Source organism: Sphingorhabdus sp. (assembly GCF_046154385.1).
Taxonomy (GTDB): domain Bacteria; phylum Pseudomonadota; class Alphaproteobacteria; order Sphingomonadales; family Sphingomonadaceae; genus Sphingorhabdus_B.
In genome coordinates this window covers 12407-37224 of the sequence record NZ_JBJXFW010000010.1, presented here as the reverse complement: position 1 = coordinate 37224, position 24818 = coordinate 12407, and the positions used below count along the sequence as shown (strand labels likewise).

The following is a 24818-nucleotide window of genomic DNA, read 5'->3' as shown; positions in this document are numbered from 1 at the left end:
TGAGAGCAGGAGTTATTCAACATGGCGATAAACGCGACTATCAATGGCAAAGCCGTTACGCTTTCCGCAGAACCGGATACGCCCCTGCTGTGGGCTATCCGCGAAGAAGTCGGACTGACAGGTACCAAATTCGGCTGCGGAATTGCGGCCTGCGGTGCGTGTTCGGTTCATGTTGATGGCGAAATTACCCGGTCTTGCAGCGTACCCATCAGCGAAGTTGAAGGAAAATCAATCACGACGATTGAGGGATTGAAAAGCGCGGATGGCACGTTGCACGCGGTCCAGCAGGCGTGGATTTCCGCGCAAGTCCCGCAATGCGGATATTGCCAGTCTGGCCAAATCATGGCCGCCGTCGCGCTCATCAAAAAAACCGGCAAGCCTTCGGATACCCAAATCGACGAAGCCATGACGAACATCTGCCGCTGCGGGACATATCCGCGCATCCGAAAGGCCATTCATGCCGCCACGGGCCAAGCGGCAACCGCTATCGAAGGAGCTGCATGATGGCCGATAACCCCACATTGGAAATGGAACCCGCCGCCCCTGCCAAGCGCAAAGGTGTTAAGCGCCGCGCCTTTTTGATCGGCGGTGTCGCTGTCGCAGGCGCTGGCCTGTTTGGAATTTCAATCGCCGATAGCAACGCCGTCAAAACGGCCGCCAAGTTGACGGCTGGCAAAGGCGAGCACAGCTTTGCCACTTGGCTGAAAATCGCCGAAGACAACAGCATCACAATCTATTCGCCACACACCGACATTGGTCAGGGGTCGAATACCGGCCTTGCCCAGATGCTGGCCGAAGAACTTGATGCGGCTTGGGATCAAGTCAAAATCGTGTCCGCACCCGCCGAATCCGCCTTTGCCAATGTTGGTTTAGGCCGTGGTTTCTTGGGCGAAATGACCGGGCAGCCGGGCATTGTAAACGGCTTGCCCCAATCATTTCTGTCGCTCATCGCACGGCAAATGAACTTGCAGATCACCGGCGGCTCCTCGGCGCTTCGCTATACCGGACAAGTAACATTCCAGAAGGTCGGCGCGGCGACCCGCCTTGCGCTTATGGAAACCGCCGCCAAGCGCCTTGGCGTTCCGGTATCGGAACTGACTACACAAGACAGCCAAGTCCTGCATTCCAAGTCCGCACGGACCTTGCGCTATGGCGAATTGGCGGCAGAGGCAGCGACGCTTTCACTCGATAACAATCCTAAGTTAAAAGACCCGAAGCAATATCGTCTGGTGCGGCAATCCTTGCCTCGGCTCGACCTCCCGGCGAAGGTCGACGGAACCGCGCAATATGGAATGGACTTCTCGGTCCCCGATATGCGGGTTGCAACCATCATGGCCGCCCCTGCACGTGGTGGCAAATTGACATCTGTCGATGAAGCTCCCGCCCTTGCGGTCAAGGGTGTCGAAAAAGTCATCAAGCTGGACGACGCCGTCGCTGTCGTTGCCAAAGGCTATTGGGCCGCCATTAGCGGTTTGCGCGCCATGACGCCGCAATTCACAGATGGTGGTCATGGCGCCATTTCGACCGCATCCATTTTCAAGGCCTATGACGACCTGATCGCCAAGGGTGAACCGGCCGGGGAAGCGGGCGAAGGTGATGTCAAAGCAGGACTGGGTGCAAAGCCCAATGAGGCGAAATATCAGGTGCCTTTCCTGCATCATGCAATGATGGAACCTTTCGCCCTGACCGCCCACCACAAGGACGGGAAGCTGAATATCTGGGGAGGCATGCAGGATCCTCTGGCGACAAAGATGATGGCGGTAGAAGTGTCTGGCCTCGATACCAACGACGTCACATTCCACCCCATGCTGATCGGTGGCAGCTTCGGCCGCCGCTTGCCGATGTACATGGAAATCGTAAGTCAGGTGACCAAGTTGGCGATGCAATTGCCGTATCCGGTAAAGTTGATCTGGAGCCGCGAAGAAGAAATCGCACAAGGCGCGTATCGTCCACAAAGTTCGGCGCTGTTAAAAGCTGCCGTCAATAAAAATGGCCGGATTGCCGCATACACAAATGATTATGCCCAGACAGAAAGTGCCGAGGCAGAGACTAGCTTCATATATAATCTGCCGGTCGTGGCCCGTCGCCATTATGAGCATGCCTCCAACCAGATTACAGGGGCTTGGCGTTCGGTAAACTCGACGCAGCAGGGCTTTTATAATGAAAGCTTTATGGATGAACTGGCGCATTCGGCAGGTGTGGACCCCGTCGAGTTTCGCCGGAACCATTTAAAGGCAGACTCCCGCCATTTGCGTGTTCTTGACGAATGCGCACGTCTGGCGGGATGGGGCACGCCATTGCCTGAAGGCGTAGGCCGCGGGGTGGCGATTGTCGAAAGCTTCAAGACCATTGTCGCACATGTGATCGAAGCATCGGTTAAAGATGATGGCTTGCCCAAGGTGCACAAGATCACGACCGTCGTAGACGCAGGCAGCATTGTCAATCCCGATGGAGCCAAGGCCCAGATTGAAGGCGGGACGATCATGGGCCTGTCATCGGCGATAGGTGAAGCCGTTACGCTGGAAAAAGGCGCTGTGCAGCAGAGCAATTTTTCCGATTACCCCTTGCTGAAGCTTGCCGATGCGCCGTTGGTGCACGACATCCACTTCATCAACAGCGGGGCGTTTATGGGTGGCATCGGCGAACCCGGCGTGCCACCGGCTGCCCCGGCGCTTGCCAACGCATTGTTCGCTGCCACCGGAAAGCGTGTTCGTAATCTACCCATTTTGACGCAGGCAAAGGCTTGAGCAACAGCAAAGCAAAGCTTCTTGCCCCAACCGACAATCTGGAAATCGCGGAGACCTTGGCCCGCGCGTTCCAGACCGAAACGGGTTGGAGCTATGTCATCCCCGACCCGAAGCTGCGCGCGCAGCGGCTTGCGGGTGCATTCCACCTGTTCTTGCAGGACGAGCACCGCAAGGGCGCGGTATTCGGTACAGACGGGATTGAGGCGGTTACCTTGTGGCGTGGCCCGGGTCAGGCCCATGACAGCCTATGGGACCGCACCCGTCTGATCATTCCCTTTATCCAGCGTCTGCGCTTTTCGATTTTCCGTGGGCTGGAAGTCGCGGACCTGATCGAAAAGCACCTTCCTAAAGAACCTGTCTGGTATCTGCATTATGCGGGATGCGATCCGGCGCATCAAGGCAAGGGCTTTGGCGGCGCAGCAATCCGGGCAGGCCTTGAGCGCGCCGACGAGGATGGCTTGCCAGCTTATCTCGAAACCGCTGACGAACATAATATTGCGCTTTACCAAAGCTTTGGTTTCAAAATAAAGCACAGCTGGCAGGTTCCCGAAGGGCCGGTTTTTTGGGGAATGCAGCGGCCGGGAAAGACACGGCATTAAAACCGGGGGCGTCCCTATCCATTTGTAGCCTTGCCCTGAAGGCCGATCCGGCCTAACTGGCACGCACGCATCAGGTCTGCGCGGGAGCGTGGATAATAGGGAAGCCGGCGGAAATCCGGCGCTGTTCCCGCAACTGTAACCGGCGAGTTTTGCCCCTTATGCCACTGGGAAACTGGGAAGGCGGGGTTTGGATTTTGACCCGGGAGCCAGGAGACCTGCCTGTTTGCGGTCTGTCCTTTGTGCTTGCGGGACACTGGCGCAATCGGGGTTTTCCTCCGCGTGACGACATTTGTTTGGACGTCATGTGAAGGATCAGATTGATGAAATTGTTAAAATATTCGGCAGCGGCGCTCGCGCTGTCCCCTGTTTGCGTGTTCGCGCAGGATGCCAACGAAGACATTGTGGTTACCGCGAGCGGTTTTGAACAACCGCGCTCGGAAACCGGCCAAGCCATATCGGTTCTTGATAATGCACGGTTGGAAGAATTACAGGCAAACAGCATTATCGATGCTCTCCGCACTTTACCCGGTGTTGCAATCGCCACACGCGGACCCGTTGGCAGCCAAAGCAGCGTATTTTTGCGCGGCGGCAACAGTTCGCAGACTTTGGTGTTGATTGACGGCGTGCGGATCAACGATCCTTCCAGCCCCAACGCAGCATTTGATTTTGGCGCGTTGCTTACCGGCAATGTCGGTCGCGTCGAGGTTCTACGTGGTCCCAACTCGATTATCTGGGGCAGCCAAGCCATCGGCGGCGTCGTGAATGTGCAAAGCCTGTCTCCTACACAAGCTTTGGCCGTAAATGCCGGTGCAGAATATGGATTTGCGGATACGTTAAGGGCCAATGCCAATCTTTCGGGCACAAGCGGTCTATTTGAAGGCAGCATCGGTGGCGCGTTTTACCGCACCGATGGAATCTCTGCGCTTGCCGGCGGGGCCGAAAAAGACGGTTTTGAAAATTGGGCGGCCAATGGTCGGTTGAAAGTCAATGTTGCGGAGAATTTTGCGCTTGATTTCCGTGGCTATTATAATCGCGGAACCATAGAATTTGACTCACCATTCGGGGTCGGGGCAGACGGATTGCCCGTGGCACGCAATCGCCAGTTCATTGGCTATGTGGGTGCGAATTTCGATTTGGCGGACGGCCGGTTTCAAAATCGCGTGTCTTATGCACGTACCGACATCACCCGCGTTGGAACAGACCCCGTCGTTTTCAGCTTCAACAATTTTGACGTCAAAGGCACTATCGACCGATTTGAATATCACTCTGCCTTTGATGTCACCGACGCGGTTACGCTTGTATTTGGGGCTGACCATGAACGCACGTTCGCCAGCACTTCGTTCGAAGGTGCACCGGCCGACATCGCGCGCAATCAGGTAACAAGCGGCTTCGGCCAGTTGATCGTGCGCCCTGTCACAGGACTTACGATCACCGGCGGCGTTAGACATGATGATTATAGCGATTATGGCGGGCAAACGACGCTGGGCGGAAATATCGCATACACCCCCAATGGCGGCGATACAGTCTTGCGCGCGACATATGGCGAGGGTTTTCGGGCACCCACGCTGTCAGAGGGTCAACCGCCCTTTGGCAACCCGAACCTGAAACCGGAAACCGCGCGTAATTTCGACCTTGGGCTTGAGCATCGGTTTCTGGATAACAACGCGCAGGTCTATGCGACCTATTTCAACCGGAAAAGCAGCGATCTGATCGCTTTTTCCTTCACCACTTTCCAATCCGAAAACATTGACCAAGTGGACACAGACGGGATTGAAGTGGGATTTGCGCTGCAGCCTACCGACGGGCTGAATATTCAGGCCAATTACACATTAACCAACGCTATAAATCGTTCGGCCGGTGCCAATTTAGGTAACCGCTTGGCACTGCGTCCGCAACATTCCGGCAGCCTGACCATCGACTGGCAGACGCCCTGGCGCTTAAAGCTTGGGGCTTCGGTGTTGCTTGCCGGGGACAGCTTTGACAATGCATCAAACAGCGTGCGCTTGGATGGCTACACATTGGCGCATTTGCGTGCCTCTTATCCGTTAAATGACCAGCTCGAACTTTATGGTCGGGTCGAAAATCTGTTCGATACGCAATATGTTCAGGTGGCCGGTTTCAATACATATGGCCGCAATGCCCATTTCGGAATCAGGGCGAAGTTTTAATGTTCCGGGGCTGGCCGCTTCTGCTATTTTTGGGCAGTTGTAGCGGCCAGCCCGCTATTGCACCGGGCGGAATTGTATCAAATAATCCATGCATAGACGCGATCCTGGCTGAAATCGCCGCGCCACATCAAATATCGGCGGTCAGCGTGTATTCGCACGAAAGCGCAAGCGCGTCGGCGCCGGTCGATTGGGCCCGGCAATTTCCTGCGCTGGGAACGGCAGCCGAGGATATCATTGCGGCCAAACCGCGACTGGTGTTAACCGGCAATCTCGCATCGTCAGGCACAAATACGGCGCTGGCAAAAGCGGGAATCGACGTTGTTGCGATGGGCGTTGCGGCCACGTTAGACGAAGACATCGCGCAAGTCCGTCAAATCGCAAAGGCCATTGACCGCATTGATGCCGGCGAAGCTCTGGTTGCGCGGATCACGCAATCCATCTCCACCCCCGCTGCCATTCCGTATCGACCAACCGCAATCATATGGCAAAATGGCGGATTTGTCGCAGGCGAAGGCACCATGCAGGACGAATTATTGCAACGACATGGGTTTCGTAATGCCAGCTCCGGCTTTGGCCTGAAATCTTGGGGAATATTGCCGCTGGAAACCCTTATCCGCAACCCGCCGGAGGTCATTTTCATGCCCGTAAATGCCGACGGAAGAGAAGATCGGGCAATGGCAGCGCGCGTGCAACTGATAAACAATCTTCGCAACAAAACATCTATTGTGCATTTCCCCGACAGGCTGCTCTATTGTGGCGGTCCGACGACGATCAAGGTTTCAAAAATATTGGCCAAGGCGCGCGAAGATATATTGGCATTGCAGCAAAAGGATGCCCCATGACTTTGCGTTGGAACACAATTTTGCTGATGTGTCTAACCCTGGCGGCATTTTGCCTTTCTTTGATGGCGGGCAAGGCCTGGATTTGGCCCGCCGCTTGGTTTGACAATACTGCGGATGGCTGGATATTTCTGGAATTGCGCCTGCCACGGGCACTGCTTGGACTGGGAATCGGCGCGGCTCTAGGACTTTCGGGTGCCGTCTTGCAGGGCTATTTACGAAATGCCCTTGCCGACCCGACCGTGCTCGGTGTGTCATCAAGTGCAGCCTTCGGTGGCGTGGCCGCCATCTTTTTGGGCCTGAACTCGCTTCCTCTGGGCCTATTCGCCTGCGCCATGTTGGGGGCCGGGGCCAGCATTATTGCATTACTTGCCTTGGCGCGTGGCGGCGGGCCTTTGGGGTTCATCCTGGGCGGGATGGTCCTGTCGACCCTGGCCGGTGCGATGACCGCTTTCCTCATCAGTATCGCGCCAAATCCGTTTGCGACCAGCGAGATCATAAACTGGTTGATGGGCGCACTTACAGACCGGCTCATGAACGATGCCATTCAGGCATTGCCGTTCATTGCGGCGGGCGGCGCATTGTTGCTGACGACCGGGCGGTCGCTTGACGCACTGACCATCGGTGTCAACGGCGCGCGCAGCCTCGGCGTCGATATCGGGCGCTTGCAATGGGTCATCGTTGTGGGGGTCGGCTTGTCGGTCGGTGCATCAGTCGCCGTATCGGGCGTAGTGGGTTTTGTCGGCCTGATCGTGCCGCATCTGATGCGCCGGATTTACGGCGAACAGCCTTCCGCAATTTTGCTGCCGTCTGCAGTCGGCGGTGCGCTTTTAACACTAACGGCAGACAGCATTATTCGCATCATTCCAGGACCCACCGAAATTCGCTTAGGGATTGCAATGGCATTGTTGGGCGCCCCGTTCTTTTTCTTTCTGCTCCAGAAAAAACAGGGGCGCATGCTATGATCTTGCGAAGCGAAAATATATGTTTCGCCCATGACGGACGCCCAACTCTATCGGGGATTGATGCGCAATTTTTGCCCGGCCAGTTCAGTGTCATTCTTGGCCCGAATGGTGCAGGCAAATCGACATTGCTTGCGTGCCTTGCGGCGTTGTTGGAACCCGACACAGGCATGGCTACACTAGGGTGTAGGGCAATCTCCGGACTAAGTGCACAAGAACGCGCAAGGGCCATTGGCTTTCTCCCGCAAGGCGGCGAGACGCATTGGGCGCTGTTAACCGAGGCGCTCATTGCGCTGGGCCGTTATCCGCATCGAAACGGCTTTGGCCTGTCGGCCGAAGACCGAACAGCCATTGCCGCCGCTATGGCCGCCACAAACACGGCGCAATTCGCCAAACGCCCGATCACGCAATTGTCGGGCGGTGAATGCGCGCGCGTGTTGATGGCGCGGGTATTGGCAGGCGAACCCGATTGGATATTAGCCGACGAGCCGCTTGCCAATCTGGATCCGGGGCATCAACTGGACATGTTGGGTTTATTACGCGCCCAAGCCGACAGCGGCAAAGGCGTCATCGCCGTGCTGCATGATTTGCAACAGGCGGCACGCTTTGCCGATCATGTCGTTTTGTTGCACTACGGCAAGGTTTTCGCGCAAGGTGACGTCACATCCGTCATCACCGCCAATAATCTGGCCCATGTTTATGGCATTGACGCGAATCTTTTCACAGACGAGGAAGGGGTGACCCAGCTTTTGATAAAAGGAAAGATTGCTTCATGAAACGCATCCTCCCCATAGCTGCCCTGTTCCTGTCCGGTTGTGCTGTCAGCGTCACCAACAACGAAACCGCAACGCCGGCAGCAATCCCGCAAAGCGCGCCAGAAGCGCTGCGCCCCTTTTACGCGAGGCTCGATACCAAGTTACCGCAATCAGCGCCGAATCCGGCACTTTCCAGCGACGAGATTATCACCCGCTTTGCCTTTGGGTCGTGCGTCAATGAACACCGGGACATGAAAATATGGGACATTATCGCCGCCCAAAATCCGCAGGCTTTCCTGTTGATCGGCGACAATGTCTATGGCGACACACGCTCAACAAATAGCGCGGATATCCCCACCTTGACCGCAAGCTACCGCACGCTTGGCAGCCGCATCGAATTTGACCGTTTCCGCCGGACAATCCCCATGATGACAACATGGGACGATCATGATTATGGCGCAAATGATGCAGGCGGAACCTTTGCTTTCAAGGAACGGGCCGAAAAAATCTACGAAGCCTTTTGGAACAGCAGCGCAGAGGTCACGTCGCGACCTGGCGTTTATGAAAGCCGGATGGTCGGGCCAAAAGGCAAGCGGGTCCAGTTTATCATTCTTGATGCCCGGTTCTTCCGGTCCGACCTTGCCGTCATGCCCTATCGCGACCCTGGCCCTTCACTTGGTTGGTATATTCCGAACATTGACCCTAATGCTTCGGTTTTGGGCGAGGCGCAGTGGAACTGGCTCGCGGAAGAACTTGGCAAACCCGCCGACCTGCGATTCATCATTTCGTCCACACAAGTCATAACCGACGCGCATAATTTTGAAGGTTGGACGAATTTTCCAAAAGAACGGGATCGGCTCTATGATCTCCTGGCGGACAAAGGCGTCAGTAACGCCATTTTCCTGTCGGGAGATCGCCATTCGGGTGGCTTTTACAAAGTCAGTAATCCCCGGATTGCAAAACCATTGTGGGACTTCACGTCAAGCTCGCTCAACTTTGCCTTTGGCAAGGGCGACGGCGGCGACCGCGAACCTGATCCGCGCAGAACCGGAGGACTTTGGGGGGTTCCCAATTTTGGCCAGATCGACATCGATTGGGCGGCAAAGACGGTCAAAATGTCGCTTCGTAAAGATGACGGCAGCGTGATTGAAGAACAGGTCGTTCAGGCAATCGATTGAGGAGCAGTGGGCCGTTCACGTGCCAGCACGGCATAATCGACGGCCCCCACTTGCGACAGCACGGCATCGCGAATGGCCATCGCGGTGTCGAGCGGTAGCGCGATCATTTCCAGTGAACCACCTGAAATGCCAAAATTGATTGAAGCCAACCCCTGATGCCGGGCGATCGGGCCTTGGCAAATTTCGACTGTCTGAACCTTTACCTGAGGTGCAATCGACAGCCGCTCACGCCACCAGCCCTCGCGTACATATATCTGCCGACCGTCAATAAAATCTCCATAGCGCCGCCATTCGAGCCACCAGAGAAACCCGATAACGACCGGCACCAAAAGCAGCAGCACCGACCGATAAAAAGATATGCCTGCAAAAAACATGGCCGCCGCCATGGCGAGGATGATTATCGGCACCAGACCGAAAAACCGGATCGACCACCACCTCGCATCCCCGGATCGGAACCGCATCGACACATCCGGCGCATCAATCATAGCGGCATTCGCAATTGGCCATATCTCAGCCAATGTCGCAAATGGCGCAGCTACAAAATTGGTTTCTTCTTTGCTGTCTTGGGCCAGGCTGACAAATTTCAGGCTGTGCCAGCCGCGCCGTTTGCGGATCGGGCCCGTCTGGATCACAGCAGCCTGCACCCGATGCGCCGGCATGACGGCATCCGTCAGCGTCAACAAGCCACGCCGTCGCCGGAACCCTTTGGCGGTGCGATCCAGCCGAAAGCCATGTTCACGCAACAGGGTGCGAATGACACCTGTTGCAAAGCCAATGACGACAAGACCGACCAAGGCCACAACCGCCAACATAATTTGTGTGGCCCAGCCGATCCCGTCCAAATTATCGACGGTTACCCCACGCTTTTCGGCCACACCGATCCAGTGCCGGAAATCCCAAATCTCGAAAGGCAGCAGAAAATCAAACTGTTGCGCCAACCCGCCAAGCACCGCAAAAATCACCAGAGAAAATGAATATAGTCCAAAGATAAGGACACGCCGTGGGTCCATGGCGAAAATCGGCGGTGTCAGGTCATTGGACGCTTCATTTTCAGAATCTGCGACATGCACCAAACCGCTCTTATGGGCTTTAACCAGCTCCCTCAGGCGGCTCGCTTCATCCATGCTCACAAAGCTAAGCCTGGCATCATCGCCATCGCCGCCGCCCGTTTCAAACTTGACTTCGCCCAAAGCAAAAAGCCGTGCGAGCGGCTTTTGCTCTATGCTGACATCCTGTATCCGTTCGAACGGAATGGACCGCGCGTTCCGGCTCACAACGCCGCTTTCAATGCGAATATCATGCTCACCGATATGATAGTGGAACCGTATCCAAGCCAACCAACGAAAGAAAAGGCTGAACAAAAGTATCGCACAGACCGCTGCGATCGAAATCAACGGATTATCGCTGCCCCGTGTTCCGAAGAATGCAGCAAAGATCGGGAAAATAAGTTGCGGAAGGCCGGTAATAAAGCCGACGAATAGGCCGAGGATATGAAGCTTTGTTCCTTCACCCCCGGTAACCTCGCCGTCCGTCTCGGACGTGTCTCGAGAAGCGGAATTGGTCAAATCTGGTCCTGCCGGATGGCGGCGCGAATGGCCTCGCGCATCGACAGCGCATCTGCGTGCAGCAGGCCGGGCAAGGTTACGGTACTGTTATGATTTCCTGCGGTATGGACGGTAATTGTCGCAAGGCCATAACGGCGATCAATCGGCCCCTGCTCCACATCGATATGCTGGATACGGCCAAAGGGGACTACGGTATCGCGAAAGAACATATAGCCACGCACGATACGCAAGCGGTCACGCCCCATTTCATAACCCCAATGCCGATATTTGCGCGCCGGAACGACAAAAGCCGCAAATAAATAGAGCAAGAATGCAGGCACAAAAACACAGCCGGGCGGCAATAATTGCGCGTATTCCAATACCCCTGCTCCGACCACAAAGGGCAGATAGCCCAAGGCGGATGCAATCCGCGTTGTTGTCACATAAGCGGGATTGAGCGGTGTGAGTTCCGCCAAGGATTCGGTGGTCATGTCATCGATATGCGTCTACTGTGTTGTATTAGCAAGACGGTTTCGTGCCGCCCTGACGCACGGATGGCCTTATCGTGCCAAGGCTTCTTCCGCTTCTGTGACCAGCTTGGCGATAATATCAACCACCGGCCGTTCGACATGGACCATGCCCACCGATTGCCCCGCCATGACCGACCCATATTCGACATCGCCGTCGATAACCGCACGCCGTAAGGCCCCTGCCCAATATTTCTCGATTTCCAATTGGGCCGCTTCCATATCAATTTCGCCCCGGTCAAGCATAGCCGCCACTTCAACCTGCTTTTTCGTGAATTCTTCAGTGCCCTTGTTCTTCAGCGCACGTACCGGAATAACCGGCAGGCGCGGGTCAATCTGTACGCTTGCCACCGCATCACGGGCATTGGCACGCAGAAAAGCCGCCTTGAAATTCGGATGTGCAATACTTTCATGGGCGCATACAAATCTGGTGCCCAGTTGGACGCCACTCGCGCCCATTTCAAGGTAACTGGCGATCAACCCGCCCCGGGCAATTCCTCCCGCCACAAAAATCGGCAATTGCTCACCGAGTTCAGGCAAAATTTCCTGCGCCAAAACGGAGGTCGCCACCGGCCCGATATGCCCACCAGCCTCGCTGCCCTCGATAACCAACGCATCCACACCGGATCGCGCAAATTTCTTGGCGAGCGTCAGTGCTGGCGCAAAGCAGATTACCTTGGCGCCAAAGTCTTTTATTGCCTCGATACTGCCCTTGGGCGGCAGGCCACCGGCGAGAACCACATGGCTGACATTATGCTGGGCACACACAGCGATCAAATCCATGATCTGCGGATGCATGGTGATCAGGTTCACGCCAAAAGGCTTGGCCGTCATTGCCTTTGTCGCGGCAATTTCCGCGTCGAGCAATTCCGGCGTCATCGCCCCGCATGCAATGACCCCAAAACCACCCGCATTGGAAATAGCGGATACCAGATTACGCTCCGAAACCCAGGACATCGCGCCGCACATGATGGCAACCTCGCACCCCAGAAATTCGGTACCGCGTTGCATGAGATGTGTTAGTTTTGTCATGGTTTCCAAATTTCCAATTTCAGTCCGTCAATGTCTTCGAAATCATCGCCATTAATAGTGATGAGAGTAAGGTCAGCGACCAAAGCTGTGGCTGCGATCATGCGGTCGATTATTTTGCGTCGGGAAAATCCGGTTTGCCTCAGAATCTCTCCATATGCATCGGCCATTGAGGACATGAAATTTAATGTCGGTAACATTGCCAGAAGCTCATCCACTGCCTCGCGGCGAGAGTCAGTCCATTCTGGGTGGCTATATACGCCACTTTCCAACTCGACCCGCGTCACCACAGAAATATGGGGCTGCACACTCAGTTCGCTGAAACGGGTCAGGATGTTCTCGTTTCGCTCGCGCATATGCACGACGATATTCGTGTCGAGCAAAAAAGCCAATTTTCAATAAAGTCCGAGACGATCAGGAAACTCGATAGGTTCACGAGGCTCCGGATTTTTCACCGGGCCTAAAGCACGTAAGCGCCGAACCAGTTCCGTAACTTGCGCTTTTTCATATTCAGGATCGAGGATCGGTCGCAATTCAAGCTTACCTCCCCGCTGGATCAATTCGAATTCATCGCCGGGCTTCACACCAAAAGCCTTGGGTAAGCGCACAGCCACACTGTTCCCGCTTTTGAAAGCGCTGATTTTAGTGGAGGCATTCATATTATGTATATACCGGATATACCAGCTTAAGTCAAATCGAACAACGCTGGTTGCTTTAGCCTGGGATGTCTTTTGATTGCATATTTTATGCCGCGCAGCTTCAACGATCGGCATCCAGCCCATAAGCCGTGTGCAACACACGCACGGCGAGTTCGGTCTCGTCCTCGTCGATCAGCACGGAGACCTTGATTTCCGATGTCGAGATCGCCTGGATGTTGATCTTGCGGTCGGCAAGGCTGCTGAACATGGTGGAGGCGACGCCGGCGTGGCTCTTCATACCGACGCCGACGACGGAGATCTTGGCGACCTTGGTGTCGGGGATCAGGCGGTTGTAGCCGATGGCATCGCGCTGGTTTTCCAATATGTCGGTGCAGCGGGCAAGATCCGCCTGCGGACAGGTGAAGGTCACGTCCGTCTCGCCCTTGTCGCGGCCGACATTCTGGATGATCATGTCGACGTTGATATTCGCGTCGGCAAGCGGCGCAAAGATGTGCGCCACCGCGCCGGGACGGTCGGGGACGCGGGTCAGGGTGATTTTCGCCTCATTCTTGTCGGCGGCGATGCCGGTGATCAGCTGGCGTTCCACTTGGGCATTCTCCAATTCTTCGTCGGTCACGATCATCGTGCCGGGGATGCTGTCTGCGTCGGGGGCGTTTTCGTCGATGAAGGAGGATAGCACCTGCACGCGCACACCTTCTTTCATCGCAAGGCCAACCGAACGGGTTTGCAAAACCTTCGACCCGACCGAGGCCAGTTCGAGCATTTCTTCATAGGTCACCGCCTTCAGCTTGCGCGCGCGGGCGACGATGCGGGGGTCGGTGGTGTAGACGCCGTCGACGTCGGTATAGATATCGCACCGGTCCGCCTTGACCGCCGCGGCGACCGCAACCGCCGACGTATCTGACCCGCCGCGTCCTAGGGTTGTGACGCGGTTGTTATCGGTCAGCCCCTGAAAGCCCGGGATGACCGCGATGCAGCCTGTGCCCATCGACGCCAGCAATTCGTCGGTGTCGATCGAGCCAATGCGTGCCTTGGCATGGGCGTCGTCGGTGTGGATCGGCATCTGCCAACCAAGCCAGCTTCGCGCATTACAACCCAGGGCCTGCAACGTAATCGCCAACAGGCCAGACGTAATCTGTTCGCCCGCCGCAACCACCACATCATATTCCGCCGGATCGTAAAGCGCATTGGCTTCACGGCAAAAATTCACGAGCCGGTCGGTATCGCCCGCCATGGCCGAGACGACCACAGCCACCTCGTCCCCGCGTTCGGCTTGCCGCTTGACGAGCTGGGCAACGCGGCGGATACGTTCGGTTCCGGCCATAGACGTGCCGCCAAATTTCATTACAATGCGCGCCATACTAGGGCTCTGATTCCCAACCTTACAAAGTCGCTATATTACAATCGGGCGCCCTGATAGGGACAGGATATGACAAAGGCAAGCACCGCAACGACAATAAACGCCGCCGAAGCGGCACATTTCGGCGCACTGGCAGCGGACTGGTGGGACCCGAAGGGCAGTTCGGCGATGCTGCACAAGCTGAACCCGGTGCGGCTGGGCTTTATCCGCAATGCCATTGACGCCCATTTCGGCGGCGATGGCAAGACACGGACACCGCTCGCGGGCAAGAGCGCGCTGGACGTTGGTTGTGGCGCTGGCTTGCTGTGCGAACCCCTTGCCCGCATGGGCGCGGCCGTCACCGGCGTCGACGCGGCACCAGAAAATGTCGAGGCCGCCAAGGCCCATGCTGCGCTATCCGGCCTTAGCATCGACTATCGCGCCGGCGAAATTGCGGCACAAGGCTTGGGCACATTTGATGTCGTCTCCTCGATGGAGGTGATCGAACATGTCACCGACCCCGCCGCCTTCATCGCCGAATTGGCACGCCATCTGAAACCCGACGGCCTGCTCCTGCTGTCGACCCCCAACCGCACGGCGGCGTCGCGCCTGTTTCTGGTCGAGGCGGCAGAACGTCTGGGCCAGGTCCCGCGCGGCACGCATGATTGGGACCAGTTCCTGACGCCAGAAGAACTGACCGGGCTGCTGCACGAAGCTGGTCTGGAAGTTTCGGAAATGCGCGGGATCGCCTTTTCACCGCTGAGCGGACTGCATCTCAGCGATAATAAGGCGCTCAACTATATATTGTCGGCCAAAGTTGCCTAAACCCCTCTCCCATTGGGAGAGGGTTGCGCAGACTTATGAGCGAAGCGAATTAGTCGAAGCTGGGTGAGGGGTTGTGCGCTGTCGATAGGGCGCAGTCCCTCACCAACTGCGCCTAAGCGCAAGCGCTAAGGCTACGTATCCTCTCCCAAGGGGAGAGGGACAGTCTTTTAATCATACCCCGCATCGGCATATTGGTCGTCGGCAAGATCGCTAAAGCGCGTGATCTTCGCCTCGAACTTCATCCGCACCCGTCCGGTCGAGCCATGCCGCTGCTTCGAAACGATAAGCTCTGCAACCCCGTGGATTCTCTCCATTTTTTCGTTCCAGGCGTCGAATGCAGGCGTGCCTTCATCGGGCTTTTTCATCAACTCATAATAATCTTCGCGGAACACAAACCAGACCATGTCCGCGTCCTGTTCAATCGAACCAGATTCGCGCAAGTCTGACAGCATTGGCCTTTTGTCTTCACGCTGCTCCACGGCACGGCTCAGCTGCGAAAGCGCAATAACCGGCACGCCGAGCTCCTTGGCGAGCGTCTTCAGACCACGGCTGATTTCCGAAATTTCGTTGACGCGGTTATCGTTGGCGCGGCTCGATCCTTGCAGCAGCTGCAGATAGTCGACCACGATAAGGCCAATGCCATGCCGCCGCTGCAACCGCCGCGCACGCGTCCGCAACGCCGCAATGGTCAGCGCAGGCGTATCGTCGATAAAAAGCGGCAGTTCCTGCAATTCACGGCTCGCACGCGACAATTCACGGAAATCTTCGCGCGAGATTTTACCCATGCGCAGCAGTTCGGAGCTGATACCCGACTGTTCGGCCAAAATACGTGTCGCCAACTGGTCGGCGGACATTTCGAGGCTGAAAAAGGCGACCTTGGCCCCTGCCCCCTTGGCCTCTTCGATCCCGTCTTCGCGTTCCCGGATCCAGCGGCGCGCGGCGTTGAACGCAATGTTGGTCGCAAGCGAGGTCTTGCCCATGCCCGGACGTCCGGCGAGAATCACAAGGTCGCTGTTGTGCAAACCGCCGCATTTGGCGTTGATGCTGTCGAGGCCGGTGGTCACACCCGAAAGATGCCCGCCGGACTGCAATGCCTTTTCCACATTTTTGATGGCTTCGGTCGATGCAGCCAAAAAGCTTTTCATCGAGCCTGTTTCGCCCTCACCTTCGGCAACCTTGTACAACGCGCTTTCCGCAGCTTCTATCTGGCCCTTGGGATCGACGCTTTCGCTAGTGTCGAGGGCATTGTCGACAAGGGTGCGTCCGACCGTCACAAGTTCCCGCAATAAAGCCAGATCGTAAATCTGCTGTGCAAAGTCACGTGCACCGATTAGGCCGGCGCCATCGGCCGTTAGCTTAATGAGATAGCCCGGACCGCCCAATTCCCGCATCGCCTCGTCCGCCTCGAAAAAAGGCTTCAGCGTGACTGGTGTCACCAGCATATTCCGGTCGATCAGGCGCAATATCTGTTCAAAAATACGGCCGTGGAGCGGTTCAAAGAAGTGGTCAGGCTGCAACTTGATCGACACATCTTCGATGATGCGGTTATCGATCAGGATCGCGCCCAGAAACGCGGCCTCCGCTTCGATATTGCGGGGCAAGCGTTGGGGTTCAGCTTCGTTAACAGCAGCAAGTCTAATCGGTTCGGCCATACCGCCCTATCCTTTAGCACAAGCCCATGCGCAAGGCCCTCCAAAAATAGAATGGGGGACAGGACTGTGGACAAATTTTTTCCGCGAGGCAAACGCGCGGTCGGGAGGATTCACTTGCCCCAAAATTATCACAAGCTAACACAGCAATATGAGCGAAGCGCGCATCATCAAAGTAGAACTGGACGAGGCCACGATCCTGCGGCGCAATGCCGATATCGAGCAAGAACGACGCGTTGCGATATTCGATTTGATCGAAGACAATATTTTCAAACCGTTACGCGATTTTGGCGACGGCTATGCAGGGCCCTACCAATTGCATCTAAGTGTGGAAGAGGGTCGTCTTATCTGGGATATCCGCCGCGAAGACGGCAGCCCGTTCGAGGTCCTGATCCTGGGGCTTGGCCGTTTCCGCCGCGTGGTCAAAGATTATTTTGCGATCTGCGACAGCTATTATCAAGCCATTCGCAAAGCCAGCGCTGCCGAAATCGAAACCATTGACATGGCCCGTCGCGGCGTTCACAATGAAGCCGCCGAGATATTGATGGAGAGGCTTGAGGGCAAAGTCGAAGTCGATTTCGCGACTGCACGCCGGCTGTTCACCCTGATTTGCGTTCTGCATATCAAGGGGTGAATTCAGGCTCCATCGCGGATTTGCTGGTGGTGGCGGATTACCTCATCGATGATGAAGCGCAGGAATTTCTCGGTAAAGTCGGGATCAAGCTTCGCATCGCGGGCCAATTGGCGCAACCGTTCGATTTGCCGTTCCTCGCGCGCCGGATCAGCGGGTGGCAAGGCAGACTTGGCCTTGAATTCGCCAACCGCTTGCGTGATCTTGAACCGTTCCGCCAGCATGAACACCAATGCAGCATCGATATTGTCAATGCTATCCCGATAACTCTTTAAGGTGTCTGCATGGTCCATAGGCCTTCATCTGCCGACATTGACGGCGAAGAACAAGTATAAAAGCCCCATTTGCACTTGCCTTGCTGCCTCCGGCTTGCCAGAGCGGAAGCGTTATGACAGCTATCATTCACCAAATCGGCGGACACCGCGCACCTTCGCTGGATCCCATCCTGAAACTCGTCGCGCCCGAAATGAACAAGGTAAATGCGGTCATCCTCGACCGGATGCAGTCGGAAATCCCCTTGATCCCCGAATTGGCCGGGCATCTGATCGCAGGCGGTGGCAAGCGGATGCGGCCGATGCTGACCTTGGCCTGCGCGCGCTTGCTCGATTATCCAGGCGACCGGCACCATAAGCTGGCAGCGGCGGTGGAGTTTATCCATACCGCGACGCTGCTGCATGACGATGTCGTTGATGGCAGCGATATGCGCCGGGGCAAGACGGCGGCGAACCTGATTTTCGGCAATCCTGCCGCCGTTCTGGTCGGCGATTTCCTGTTCAGCCGGTCCTTTGAATTGATGGTCGAGGACGGATCGCTCAAGGTTCTGAAAATCCTCTCGCACGCGTCGGCGGTGATTGCGGAAGGTGAGGTCAACCAGTTGACGGCGCAGCGGCAGATAACGACGACCGAAGAAAAATATCTCGACATTATCGGTTCGAAGACCGCTGCCCTGTTTGCGGCGGCGTGCCGGATTGCGGCGGTTGTGGCCGAAAGCGGCGAGGCGCAGGAAATGGCGCTCGACGCCTATGGCCGCAATCTTGGCATAGCGTTCCAGCTGGTCGACGACGCCATTGACTATGTGTCCGACGGCGCGACGATGGGCAAGGATATCGGCGACGATTTCCGCGACGGCAAGGTGACCCTGCCGGTCATTCTGGCGCACAGCCGGGGTTCGGCGGAGGAGAAGAAATTCTGGCATGATGCGATGCTGGGCAACCGCGTGTCCGACGAAGATCTGGTGCACGCGACGAGCCTTTTGCGCGCCCATGACGCCATTGACGACACCATCGACCGCGCCCGTCACTATGGCCAGCGCGCTATCGATTCCATCGCCCATTTCCCGGGTAGTGAAGCCAAGGCGGCGTTGATCGAGGCGGTCGAATTCGCCATCGCCCGCGCTTATTAACCGTGGATCAACGCGAACCCCTGTCGGACGGATTTGATCGCATCGGTCCGTTCCATCCCTATGTGGTTATGGCGTCGGTCTTGGTGCTGGATCTGCTGCTGATTTTGCTCGTCCTGTCGGCGCTGACCTTTGCCGGGGACAAGATCGAGGACATCATCTGGCCGGGCGGCAGGGAATGGGTCGACCTTTGAATGCGGGATTGCCGGTGGACGCTGTCTTGCCGGATTTGCTTGCCACTCTGGCCTTACAGCCCAATGCCGTTCTAATTGCCCCGCCGGGTGCGGGCAAGACCACGATGGTTGCGCCGCGCCTGCTGGACCAGCCATATTGCAGCGGCAAAATCCTTCTCCTGTCCCCGCGCCGTCTCGCGGCCCGCATGGCGGCGGAGCGGATCGCGGAGCTGATGGGGGAGCAGGTGGGCGGCCTCGTCGGCTATGCGACGCGCATGGACAGCAAACAGTCCGACGCGACGCGCATATTGGTGTTGACCGAGGGCATCTTCCGCAACCGAATCATCGCCGACCCCGAACTCGCGGGCATATCCGCCGTGCTGTTCGACGAGGTGCACGAACGCAGCATCGACAGCGATTTCGGCCTCGCGCTGGCGCTGGAGGTGCAGGGGGCGTTCCGGCCCGACCTGCGGCTGATCGCGATGTCCGCGACGCTCGACGGCGCGCGCTTCTCCGCGCTGATGGACGGCGCGCCGGTCATTGAAAGCGAAGGGCGAAGCTGGCCGCTGGAGCTGCGCTATGTCGGGCGGCAGGTCAGCCAGCCGGTCGAGACCGACATCGCCCGCACCATCCGGCAGGCGCTAGGTGAGGAGAGCGGCGATCTGCTCGCCTTCCTGCCCGGCACCCGCGAGATCGACCGCACGGCCGAGGCGCTGGCCGGGATGCCGGACAGCATCGTCGTTCACAAACTGCACGGGCAGGTCGACCCCGCAGCGCAGCGGCAGGCGGTCCGGCCCGATCCGGAAGGCCGCCGCAAGATCATCCTTGCCACCAACATCGCGGAGACCAGCCTCACCATCGATGGCGTCCGCATCGTCGTGGACAGCGGCCTTGCCCGCCGCGCGCGCTTTGACCGGGCGGCGCGGGTGACGCGGCTGGTCACCGAACGCGCCAGCCTGTCCGCCGCCACCCAACGCGCAGGCCGCGCCGCGCGGCAGGGGGCGGGCGTCGCCTATCGCCTTTGGGAGGAGGCGAGCAATGGCGGCCTTCCGCCCTTTGACCCGCCGGAAATATTGGAAAGCGACCTCGCACCGCTGCTGCTAGATTGCGCCTTATGGGGGGAGGGCGATCCCACCCGCCTGCGCTGGCTCGACGCGCCGCCCGCCTCGGCGCTGAACGAAGCGCGCAAAGCGCTGTTTGCCATCGACGCGCTCAACGAGAATGGCAGTATAACACCACATGGCCAAAAGCTCGCCACCCTGCCGCTGCCGCCGCAACTGGCCCATATGGTCCTGCGCTCCGCCGCGCATGGGCAGGCAGACACCGCCGCAGAGCTCGCATTGCTGCTGCAGGAGCGCGGGCTTGGCGGGCAAAGTGAGGATCTGGAAAGCCGCCACGAACGCTTCGGCCGCGACAAGGGTGGCCGCACCGACGCCGCCAAGGCGCTCGCCCGACGGATCGGCAAGATGGCGGGCGAAGGCGGCACCCAAGCTCCGCTGTCGGTCGGCGCACTGGTCGCGCTGGCCTATCCCGAACGCATCGCCAAACGCCGTGATGCCAAGGGCGAGAACTGGATCAGCGCATTGGGCCGGGGCCTGCGCCTCGACCCGCTGTCGCCGCTGGCGCAGGCCGAATGGCTCGCCGTCGCCGACCTGCAAGGTGCGGCATCCGGCGCGCGCATATTGTCCGCCGCCGCCCTCAGCGAGGCAGAGGTGCTGGACCTGTTTGCCGACCGTTTGGAGACAAAGACCGAAACCCGCTACGACGCCGCCAACGACCGTGTCGAAATCCGGCAACGGCAAAGGCTCGGCGCGATTGTGCTGCGCGAGGCAAACGTCGCCAAGGCGGACGAGGCCGTGCTGGCCGGGGCGCTGCTGTCGGCGGTGCGCCAATGCGGCATTGCCGCGCTGCCCTGGTCCGATGCCGCCATCGCCCTGCGCCAACGTGCCGCCTTTGCCGGACATGATGAACTGTCCGACGCAAGCGTGCTGGAGACGCTCGACCAGTGGCTGCCCCCTTGCCTGAACGGCGCGGCGCGGTTGCGGGATATCTCGAAACAGGCGCTGTCCGATGCACTCGACACCCTGCTCGGCTGGGACAGCAAGCAACAGGTCGAACGCCTCGCCCCCGCCCATTTCACCAGCCCCGCCGGCACCACCCATCCGGTCGACTATGCCGCCGAGGCCGGACCGACGGTGGAGTTACGGGTGCAGGCACTGTTCGGGCTGGACACGCATCCGTGCATCGGCATCGAACGCCTGCCTCTGGTGCTCAGCCTGACCTCGCCCGCAGGCCGCCCGATCCAGACCACGCGCAACCTACCCGAATTCTGGCGGGGCAGTTGGCGCGATGTCGCCAAGGAGATGCGGGGACGCTATCCCAAGCATAATTGGCCCGATGCCCCGTGGGAAAGCGTCGCCAGCCTGAAAACCAAAAAGGCCCAAGCACGCAGCGCTTGACGAATCCGCCCTATTTGGCGCAAGGCAAATCCAGATTTTCAATCAGGAATTGGCTATGTCCGCACGTATCTATCAGCGCAGTAAAAACGCCATGCAGTCCGGCAAAGCACAGACTGACCAATGGATGCTGGAATACACCCCGACCGAAGCGCGCAAGGCAGACCCGCTTATGGGATGGGCCGGATCAGGTGACACGCAGGCGCAAGTGCAATTGAAATTCCCGTCATTGGAAGCCGCCCGCGCATATGCCGCGAAGAAAGGCATAACGGCCACACTTATCCCGTCGCCACCGAAGACTCTGAAAATTCAGGCTTATGCGGATAATTTTAGATAAGCGAACTTGCGGTTTTAGCGCATTCTGAATTCGGTTCATCGTCTGGTAACACGGGCCAGTTCGCCTTATTAACACCCGGTAAAGCAGGCATTGAAATTTTATTGCGAATCTGTTACACTCCGTGTTCGCAGGCCGGAAACGGTCAAGAGTTGTATAGGCTATGGGGCCTTGCAAACGACTAGCGCAAGGGATGAACAGATAAGTCTTATGGGTAACCCAGTGTTGCCGGCAAAGCCAATGCATCCCGAAAAATCAGAAAGGGTCCGAACATGACGTCCAACGCGGCGATATTTGATGTAGGTGATTATGTAGTTTATCCAAAGCACGGCGTAGGCCGCGTGATTGAGCTGCAAGACTCCGAAATCGCAGGAATGCAGCTTCAGCTTTATGTTCTGCGTTTCGAAAAAGAAAAAATGACCCTGCGCGTGCCCTTTAACAAGGCCGAAGGCGTCGGAATGCGTAAGCTTTCGTCTGACAAGACCTTGAAAGAAGCCATGTACACGCTGACCGGCAAGCCAAAGGTCAAGCGCACCATGTGGTCGCGCCGTGCACAGGAATATGAAGCCAAGATCAACTCCGGCGATCTGGTTTCGATTGCCGAGGTGACACGCGACCTGTTCCGGCCCGACGACCAGCCCGAGCAAAGCTATTCGGAACGCCAGATCTTCGAAGCCGCATCGAGCCGTTTGGCCCGCGAACTGGCGGCCATGGAAAAGACCGATGAAAAGGCGGCGCTGCAGAAAATCCTGGCGGTTCTTAATGAAGCCGCTCCACAATATTACGAAAAAGCGGAATAAGAATTTCCTTACCGGAAATCTGAGGGGGTGCTGGAAACGGCACCCCTTTTTTTGTTGAATTCCAGCTATTTTAGTGTATTATAAACACAATACAGATGGAGTGGATCATGAAAATAAAACTACTGCTTGTAGCTTCAGCCGTGTCAATAATTTCGGCCTGCGGCTATTCAATCATGGATGCAGCAGAGGATATCTCCGGCTCTGATAACGGCCTAGCCAACGGCAGCCAAATTAGTAAATCCCTCACAAAAATTGGCACGTTTACCGAAATCGAAGGTGTTGGGCCGGACAATATCATCTACGTCGTCGGTGACACTTTCAGTATCAAGGCAGAGGGGAATGACGAAGCCTTGGCCACCTTGCGTTATAAACTGGATGATGGCTCTCTGCGCATTGGGCGCACCAAAGGCACATGGTTCGGCGACAGTGCCAAAGCAGCCAATATTACTATTACGGCGCCGTTGCTCGACAAAGCCGAAATAGCAGGATCAGGTGACTTTATCGCAGACACCATGACGGCTGATGGCCTTGACCTGTCGATTGCCGGGTCTGGCAGCATTAAAGTTGGAGCGCTTACCGGTCGAAGGATCGACGTCAGCATCGCCGGTTCGGGCGAAGCAACACTGGCGGGGAAAGTTGACAAAGCAGAATTTTCCATCGCTGGCGCAGGTACTGTTGATGCAGCCAAGCTGGCGACTACCGATGCCGAAGTGTCCATCGCCGGATCGGGTGACCTGAAACTGAACGCCACAGGTACAGTGGAAATTAGCATCGCAGGTAGCGGCGATGTTGATGTGACAGGCGGAGCAAAATGCACAACCTCCAAAATGGGCTCAGGCAAGGTAACGTGCCCGTGAACGGCTTTTGGGACCGGCACGTCGTTCCCCGACTTATCGGCTGCGCCTGTCGTCAGCCTGCCATTACGAAGAATCGCGCCAAGATTATTCCGCAAGCGACCGGAGATGTGCTCGAACTGGGCTGTGGCGGGGCTGCCAATTTGCAATTTTATGATTGGTACAAGGTTCGCACTCTGTCTGGCGTAGATCCTTCGGCAGAGTTGCTTGAACGTGCACAAGCCGAACTTGCGGAACAAGGGCGGAGTGCAAAGTTCATCACCGGCATTGCCGAAGCATTACCTTTTGCAAATGATAGCTTTGATACGGTCGTCACCACCTTCACGCTGTGCTCCGTACAAGACCCCCAAATGGCGCTATCGGAGGCGAAACGTGTGCTAAAACCTGGTGGCAAGTTGCTATTTGCCGAACATGGTCTTGCGCCGGATTCGGCACCGGCCAAATGGCAGGAGCGAGTCGAACCCTTATGGAAGCATATCGCAGGCGGTTGTCATTTGACCCGTCCCGTAACAAGCGCCATATCAGCCGCAGGCTTTGTGACTGATGCGACGCAAGGTCAGTATATGAAAAGGACACCGCGATGGCTGGGCTGGGTCGAATGGGGCGAGGCGCGATTGGCTTCTTGATATCAATCATACTTGTTTGCAGTGCGTCCATGGCACAAATCAACAAGCCGATTGAACGCAAATTATTGGTAGCCAGCTTTGAAAATATCGTGGTGATCGGCGACATTGAAGTCACCATCGTCACCGGTAAATCGCCCTCGGCAATTGCCAATGGGGACAAACGTGTGCTGGAATCCCTAAAGCTGGAGCGGGTTGGCACGACATTGCGCGTTCGGTTACAGGATATAATCAACAACAATCGCGGCGTTCCGATCGTCGCACCCTTGAGGCTGAAGCTCACAACACCGGAAATCAAAGACATCACCTTGAGCGGGAATGGCGTGCTCACTATATCCGAAGTGCGGCAACAAAACCTCTCGCGCATATTGCTATCCGGAAATGGTTCAATCGAAATTGGGAAATTGGCCGTTGACCAGTTAACCGCTAATATCATTGGTAACGGCAAAATCCTTTTGGGTGGCGGTAACATCAGCGGTGCGCGGGTTACAATCGATGGATCGGGCGCGTTCGGAGCAGAGAAAGTATCGATGCGAAAGCTGCGCCTTGAACATATCGGCAATGCTGTTTCTACCGCAACCGTTGAGGAAGGAACCGATATCTACAACCGCGGTTCCGGTAAGATCAGCATAAGCGGCAAAGGCACATGTTTTATAAAACAGGCTGGTGCGGCGGCCATCAATTGTGCCAAAATTGACACGGGTTCAGGAAAATGAAGTGCGAAGAAT

The 24818-nt window shown here is 57.0% G+C and carries 26 protein-coding genes and 1 riboswitch; of the genes, 18 read left to right on the top strand and 8 right to left on the bottom strand.

Annotated features, from left to right (window positions below; translation table 11 throughout):
- The first annotated feature begins 21 nt into the window (after positions 1-21).
- The 8 genes from ACKVOS_RS02760 to ACKVOS_RS02725 all read left to right on the top strand — a co-directional run bounded on the left by ACKVOS_RS02760 (position 22) and on the right by ACKVOS_RS02725 (position 9248).
- Positions 22-504, top strand: a complete 483-nt coding sequence (locus ACKVOS_RS02760) for a (2Fe-2S)-binding protein (protein WP_409210494.1) — start codon at positions 22-24, stop codon at positions 502-504.
- Positions 501-2747 carry a molybdopterin cofactor-binding domain-containing protein gene (locus tag ACKVOS_RS02755; RefSeq protein ID WP_409210493.1) on the top strand — a complete coding sequence of 749 codons (2247 nt, stop codon included), beginning with the start codon at positions 501-503 and terminating at the stop codon, positions 2745-2747. Before ACKVOS_RS02760 ends, ACKVOS_RS02755 begins: the two co-directional genes overlap by 4 nt.
- Positions 2744-3346, top strand: a complete 603-nt coding sequence (locus tag ACKVOS_RS02750; protein ID WP_409210492.1) for a GNAT family N-acetyltransferase — start codon at positions 2744-2746, stop codon at positions 3344-3346. The genes ACKVOS_RS02755 and ACKVOS_RS02750 overlap by 4 nt, the downstream gene beginning before the upstream one ends.
- Before the next feature lie 55 nt (positions 3347-3401).
- Positions 3402-3584, top strand: a riboswitch (cobalamin riboswitch).
- Positions 3585-3666: 82 nt separating this feature from the next.
- Complete coding sequence (locus ACKVOS_RS02745; RefSeq protein ID WP_409210491.1) at positions 3667-5514, top strand: TonB-dependent receptor plug domain-containing protein; 1848 nt, start codon at positions 3667-3669, stop codon at positions 5512-5514.
- The gene (locus ACKVOS_RS02740; protein ID WP_409210490.1) at positions 5514-6356 is read left to right on the top strand and encodes an ABC transporter substrate-binding protein; all 843 of its coding nucleotides are present in this window, start codon (positions 5514-5516) and stop codon (positions 6354-6356) included. The genes ACKVOS_RS02745 and ACKVOS_RS02740 overlap by 1 nt, the downstream gene beginning before the upstream one ends.
- Positions 6353-7318, top strand: coding sequence for a FecCD family ABC transporter permease (locus ACKVOS_RS02735; protein WP_409210489.1), 966 nt, complete (start codon positions 6353-6355; stop codon positions 7316-7318). The genes ACKVOS_RS02740 and ACKVOS_RS02735 overlap by 4 nt, the downstream gene beginning before the upstream one ends.
- Positions 7315-8091 (top strand): ABC transporter ATP-binding protein, encoded by a 777-nt coding sequence (locus tag ACKVOS_RS02730; protein ID WP_409210488.1) that lies wholly within the window; start codon positions 7315-7317, stop codon positions 8089-8091. The genes ACKVOS_RS02735 and ACKVOS_RS02730 overlap by 4 nt, the downstream gene beginning before the upstream one ends.
- Complete coding sequence (locus ACKVOS_RS02725) at positions 8088-9248, top strand: alkaline phosphatase D family protein (RefSeq protein WP_409210487.1); 1161 nt, start codon at positions 8088-8090, stop codon at positions 9246-9248. The genes ACKVOS_RS02730 and ACKVOS_RS02725 overlap by 4 nt, the downstream gene beginning before the upstream one ends.
- Here ACKVOS_RS02725 and ACKVOS_RS02720 read toward each other — a convergent pair.
- The 6 genes from ACKVOS_RS02720 to ACKVOS_RS02695 form a co-directional block, all read right to left on the bottom strand.
- Positions 9233-10813: a PH domain-containing protein gene (locus tag ACKVOS_RS02720; RefSeq protein WP_409210486.1), complete on the bottom strand. Its 1581-nt coding sequence runs from the start codon at positions 10811-10813 to the stop codon at positions 9233-9235. The genes ACKVOS_RS02725 and ACKVOS_RS02720 overlap by 16 nt on opposite strands.
- The gene (locus tag ACKVOS_RS02715) at positions 10810-11283 is read right to left on the bottom strand and encodes a PH domain-containing protein (protein ID WP_409210485.1); all 474 of its coding nucleotides are present in this window, start codon (positions 11281-11283) and stop codon (positions 10810-10812) included. The genes ACKVOS_RS02720 and ACKVOS_RS02715 overlap by 4 nt, the downstream gene beginning before the upstream one ends.
- A gap of 69 nt (positions 11284-11352) precedes the next feature.
- Complete coding sequence (locus ACKVOS_RS02710; RefSeq protein WP_409210484.1) at positions 11353-12351, bottom strand: NAD(P)H-dependent flavin oxidoreductase; 999 nt, start codon at positions 12349-12351, stop codon at positions 11353-11355.
- A complete protein-coding gene (locus tag ACKVOS_RS02705) occupies positions 12348-12740 on the bottom strand; it encodes a PIN domain-containing protein (protein WP_409210483.1) in 393 nt (130 codons plus the stop codon). The genes ACKVOS_RS02710 and ACKVOS_RS02705 overlap by 4 nt, the downstream gene beginning before the upstream one ends.
- Before the next feature lie 3 nt (positions 12741-12743).
- Entirely contained in the window at positions 12744-13007 is a 264-nt protein-coding gene (locus ACKVOS_RS02700; RefSeq protein ID WP_409210482.1) for an AbrB/MazE/SpoVT family DNA-binding domain-containing protein, read from the bottom strand.
- A gap of 100 nt (positions 13008-13107) precedes the next feature.
- Complete coding sequence (locus ACKVOS_RS02695; RefSeq protein WP_409210481.1) at positions 13108-14367, bottom strand: aspartate kinase; 1260 nt, start codon at positions 14365-14367, stop codon at positions 13108-13110.
- 69 nt (positions 14368-14436) lie between these two features.
- Here ACKVOS_RS02695 and ubiG point away from each other — a divergent pair, with 69 nt between their 5' ends.
- Positions 14437-15171, top strand: coding sequence for a bifunctional 2-polyprenyl-6-hydroxyphenol methylase/3-demethylubiquinol 3-O-methyltransferase UbiG (gene ubiG / locus ACKVOS_RS02690; RefSeq protein ID WP_409210480.1), 735 nt, complete (start codon positions 14437-14439; stop codon positions 15169-15171).
- Between the two features lie 167 nt (positions 15172-15338).
- On the opposite strand, the gene ACKVOS_RS02685 is transcribed toward ubiG, so the two are convergent.
- Entirely contained in the window at positions 15339-16823 is a 1485-nt protein-coding gene (locus tag ACKVOS_RS02685; RefSeq protein WP_409210479.1) for a replicative DNA helicase, read from the bottom strand.
- Between the two features lie 148 nt (positions 16824-16971).
- Between ACKVOS_RS02685 and ACKVOS_RS02680 the strand changes: the two genes are divergently transcribed.
- Positions 16972-17454, top strand: coding sequence for a UPF0262 family protein (locus ACKVOS_RS02680; protein ID WP_409210478.1), 483 nt, complete (start codon positions 16972-16974; stop codon positions 17452-17454).
- Positions 17455-17456: 2 nt separating this feature from the next.
- Here the strand turns inward: ACKVOS_RS02680 and ACKVOS_RS02675 are convergent, their stop codons facing one another.
- Positions 17457-17744 (bottom strand): chorismate mutase, encoded by a 288-nt coding sequence (locus ACKVOS_RS02675; RefSeq protein WP_409210477.1) that lies wholly within the window; start codon positions 17742-17744, stop codon positions 17457-17459.
- Positions 17745-17839: 95 nt separating this feature from the next.
- Between ACKVOS_RS02675 and ACKVOS_RS02670 the strand changes: the two genes are divergently transcribed.
- The 8 genes from ACKVOS_RS02670 to ACKVOS_RS02635 all read left to right on the top strand — a co-directional run bounded on the left by ACKVOS_RS02670 (position 17840) and on the right by ACKVOS_RS02635 (position 24806).
- Entirely contained in the window at positions 17840-18853 is a 1014-nt protein-coding gene (locus tag ACKVOS_RS02670; RefSeq protein ID WP_409210476.1) for a polyprenyl synthetase family protein, read from the top strand.
- A 2-nt stretch (positions 18854-18855) separates the two neighbouring features.
- Positions 18856-19044, top strand: coding sequence for a hypothetical protein (locus ACKVOS_RS02665; RefSeq protein WP_409210475.1), 189 nt, complete (start codon positions 18856-18858; stop codon positions 19042-19044).
- Positions 19029-21482, top strand: a complete 2454-nt coding sequence (gene hrpB, locus ACKVOS_RS02660) for an ATP-dependent helicase HrpB (RefSeq protein ID WP_409210474.1) — start codon at positions 19029-19031, stop codon at positions 21480-21482. Before ACKVOS_RS02665 ends, hrpB begins: the two co-directional genes overlap by 16 nt.
- A gap of 55 nt (positions 21483-21537) precedes the next feature.
- Positions 21538-21816 (top strand): ETC complex I subunit, encoded by a 279-nt coding sequence (locus tag ACKVOS_RS02655; RefSeq protein WP_409210473.1) that lies wholly within the window; start codon positions 21538-21540, stop codon positions 21814-21816.
- A gap of 269 nt (positions 21817-22085) precedes the next feature.
- The gene (locus ACKVOS_RS02650) at positions 22086-22613 is read left to right on the top strand and encodes a CarD family transcriptional regulator (RefSeq protein WP_409210472.1); all 528 of its coding nucleotides are present in this window, start codon (positions 22086-22088) and stop codon (positions 22611-22613) included.
- Between the two features lie 107 nt (positions 22614-22720).
- Positions 22721-23470 (top strand): head GIN domain-containing protein, encoded by a 750-nt coding sequence (locus tag ACKVOS_RS02645; RefSeq protein ID WP_409210471.1) that lies wholly within the window; start codon positions 22721-22723, stop codon positions 23468-23470.
- A complete protein-coding gene (locus tag ACKVOS_RS02640; RefSeq protein WP_409210470.1) occupies positions 23467-24093 on the top strand; it encodes a class I SAM-dependent methyltransferase in 627 nt (208 codons plus the stop codon). The genes ACKVOS_RS02645 and ACKVOS_RS02640 overlap by 4 nt, the downstream gene beginning before the upstream one ends.
- A gap of 29 nt (positions 24094-24122) precedes the next feature.
- Positions 24123-24806, top strand: a complete 684-nt coding sequence (locus ACKVOS_RS02635; protein ID WP_409210469.1) for a GIN domain-containing protein — start codon at positions 24123-24125, stop codon at positions 24804-24806.
- Positions 24807-24818 lie beyond the last annotated feature (12 nt).

Bases quoted from the DNA above. Each gene is read 5' to 3' on its own strand.
- ACKVOS_RS02635 (WP_409210469.1), top strand. From the start codon at position 24,123: ATGGCACAAATCAACAAGCCGATTGAACGCAAATTATTGGTAGCCAGC.
- hrpB (WP_409210474.1), top strand. From the start codon at position 19,029: ATGGGTCGACCTTTGAATGCGGGATTGCCGGTGGACGCTGTCTTGCCG.
- ACKVOS_RS02710 (WP_409210484.1), bottom strand. From the start codon at position 12,351: ATGACAAAACTAACACATCTCATGCAACGCGGTACCGAATTTCTGGGG.
- ACKVOS_RS02670 (WP_409210476.1), top strand. From the start codon at position 17,840: ATGACAGCTATCATTCACCAAATCGGCGGACACCGCGCACCTTCGCTG.
- ACKVOS_RS02755 (WP_409210493.1), top strand. From the start codon at position 501: ATGATGGCCGATAACCCCACATTGGAAATGGAACCCGCCGCCCCTGCC.
- ACKVOS_RS02700 (WP_409210482.1), bottom strand. From the start codon at position 13,007: ATGAATGCCTCCACTAAAATCAGCGCTTTCAAAAGCGGGAACAGTGTG.
- ACKVOS_RS02650 (WP_409210472.1), top strand. From the start codon at position 22,086: ATGACGTCCAACGCGGCGATATTTGATGTAGGTGATTATGTAGTTTAT.
- ACKVOS_RS02655 (WP_409210473.1), top strand. From the start codon at position 21,538: ATGTCCGCACGTATCTATCAGCGCAGTAAAAACGCCATGCAGTCCGGC.
- ACKVOS_RS02645 (WP_409210471.1), top strand. From the start codon at position 22,721: ATGAAAATAAAACTACTGCTTGTAGCTTCAGCCGTGTCAATAATTTCG.
- ACKVOS_RS02685 (WP_409210479.1), bottom strand. From the start codon at position 16,823: ATGGCCGAACCGATTAGACTTGCTGCTGTTAACGAAGCTGAACCCCAA.
- ubiG (WP_409210480.1), top strand. From the start codon at position 14,437: ATGACAAAGGCAAGCACCGCAACGACAATAAACGCCGCCGAAGCGGCA.
- ACKVOS_RS02715 (WP_409210485.1), bottom strand. From the start codon at position 11,283: ATGACCACCGAATCCTTGGCGGAACTCACACCGCTCAATCCCGCTTAT.
- ACKVOS_RS02730 (WP_409210488.1), top strand. From the start codon at position 7,315: ATGATCTTGCGAAGCGAAAATATATGTTTCGCCCATGACGGACGCCCA.
- ACKVOS_RS02695 (WP_409210481.1), bottom strand. From the start codon at position 14,367: ATGGCGCGCATTGTAATGAAATTTGGCGGCACGTCTATGGCCGGAACC.
- ACKVOS_RS02760 (WP_409210494.1), top strand. From the start codon at position 22: ATGGCGATAAACGCGACTATCAATGGCAAAGCCGTTACGCTTTCCGCA.
- ACKVOS_RS02745 (WP_409210491.1), top strand. From the start codon at position 3,667: ATGAAATTGTTAAAATATTCGGCAGCGGCGCTCGCGCTGTCCCCTGTT.
- ACKVOS_RS02725 (WP_409210487.1), top strand. From the start codon at position 8,088: ATGAAACGCATCCTCCCCATAGCTGCCCTGTTCCTGTCCGGTTGTGCT.
- ACKVOS_RS02675 (WP_409210477.1), bottom strand. From the start codon at position 17,744: ATGGACCATGCAGACACCTTAAAGAGTTATCGGGATAGCATTGACAAT.
- ACKVOS_RS02740 (WP_409210490.1), top strand. From the start codon at position 5,514: ATGTTCCGGGGCTGGCCGCTTCTGCTATTTTTGGGCAGTTGTAGCGGC.
- ACKVOS_RS02735 (WP_409210489.1), top strand. From the start codon at position 6,353: ATGACTTTGCGTTGGAACACAATTTTGCTGATGTGTCTAACCCTGGCG.
- ACKVOS_RS02680 (WP_409210478.1), top strand. From the start codon at position 16,972: ATGAGCGAAGCGCGCATCATCAAAGTAGAACTGGACGAGGCCACGATC.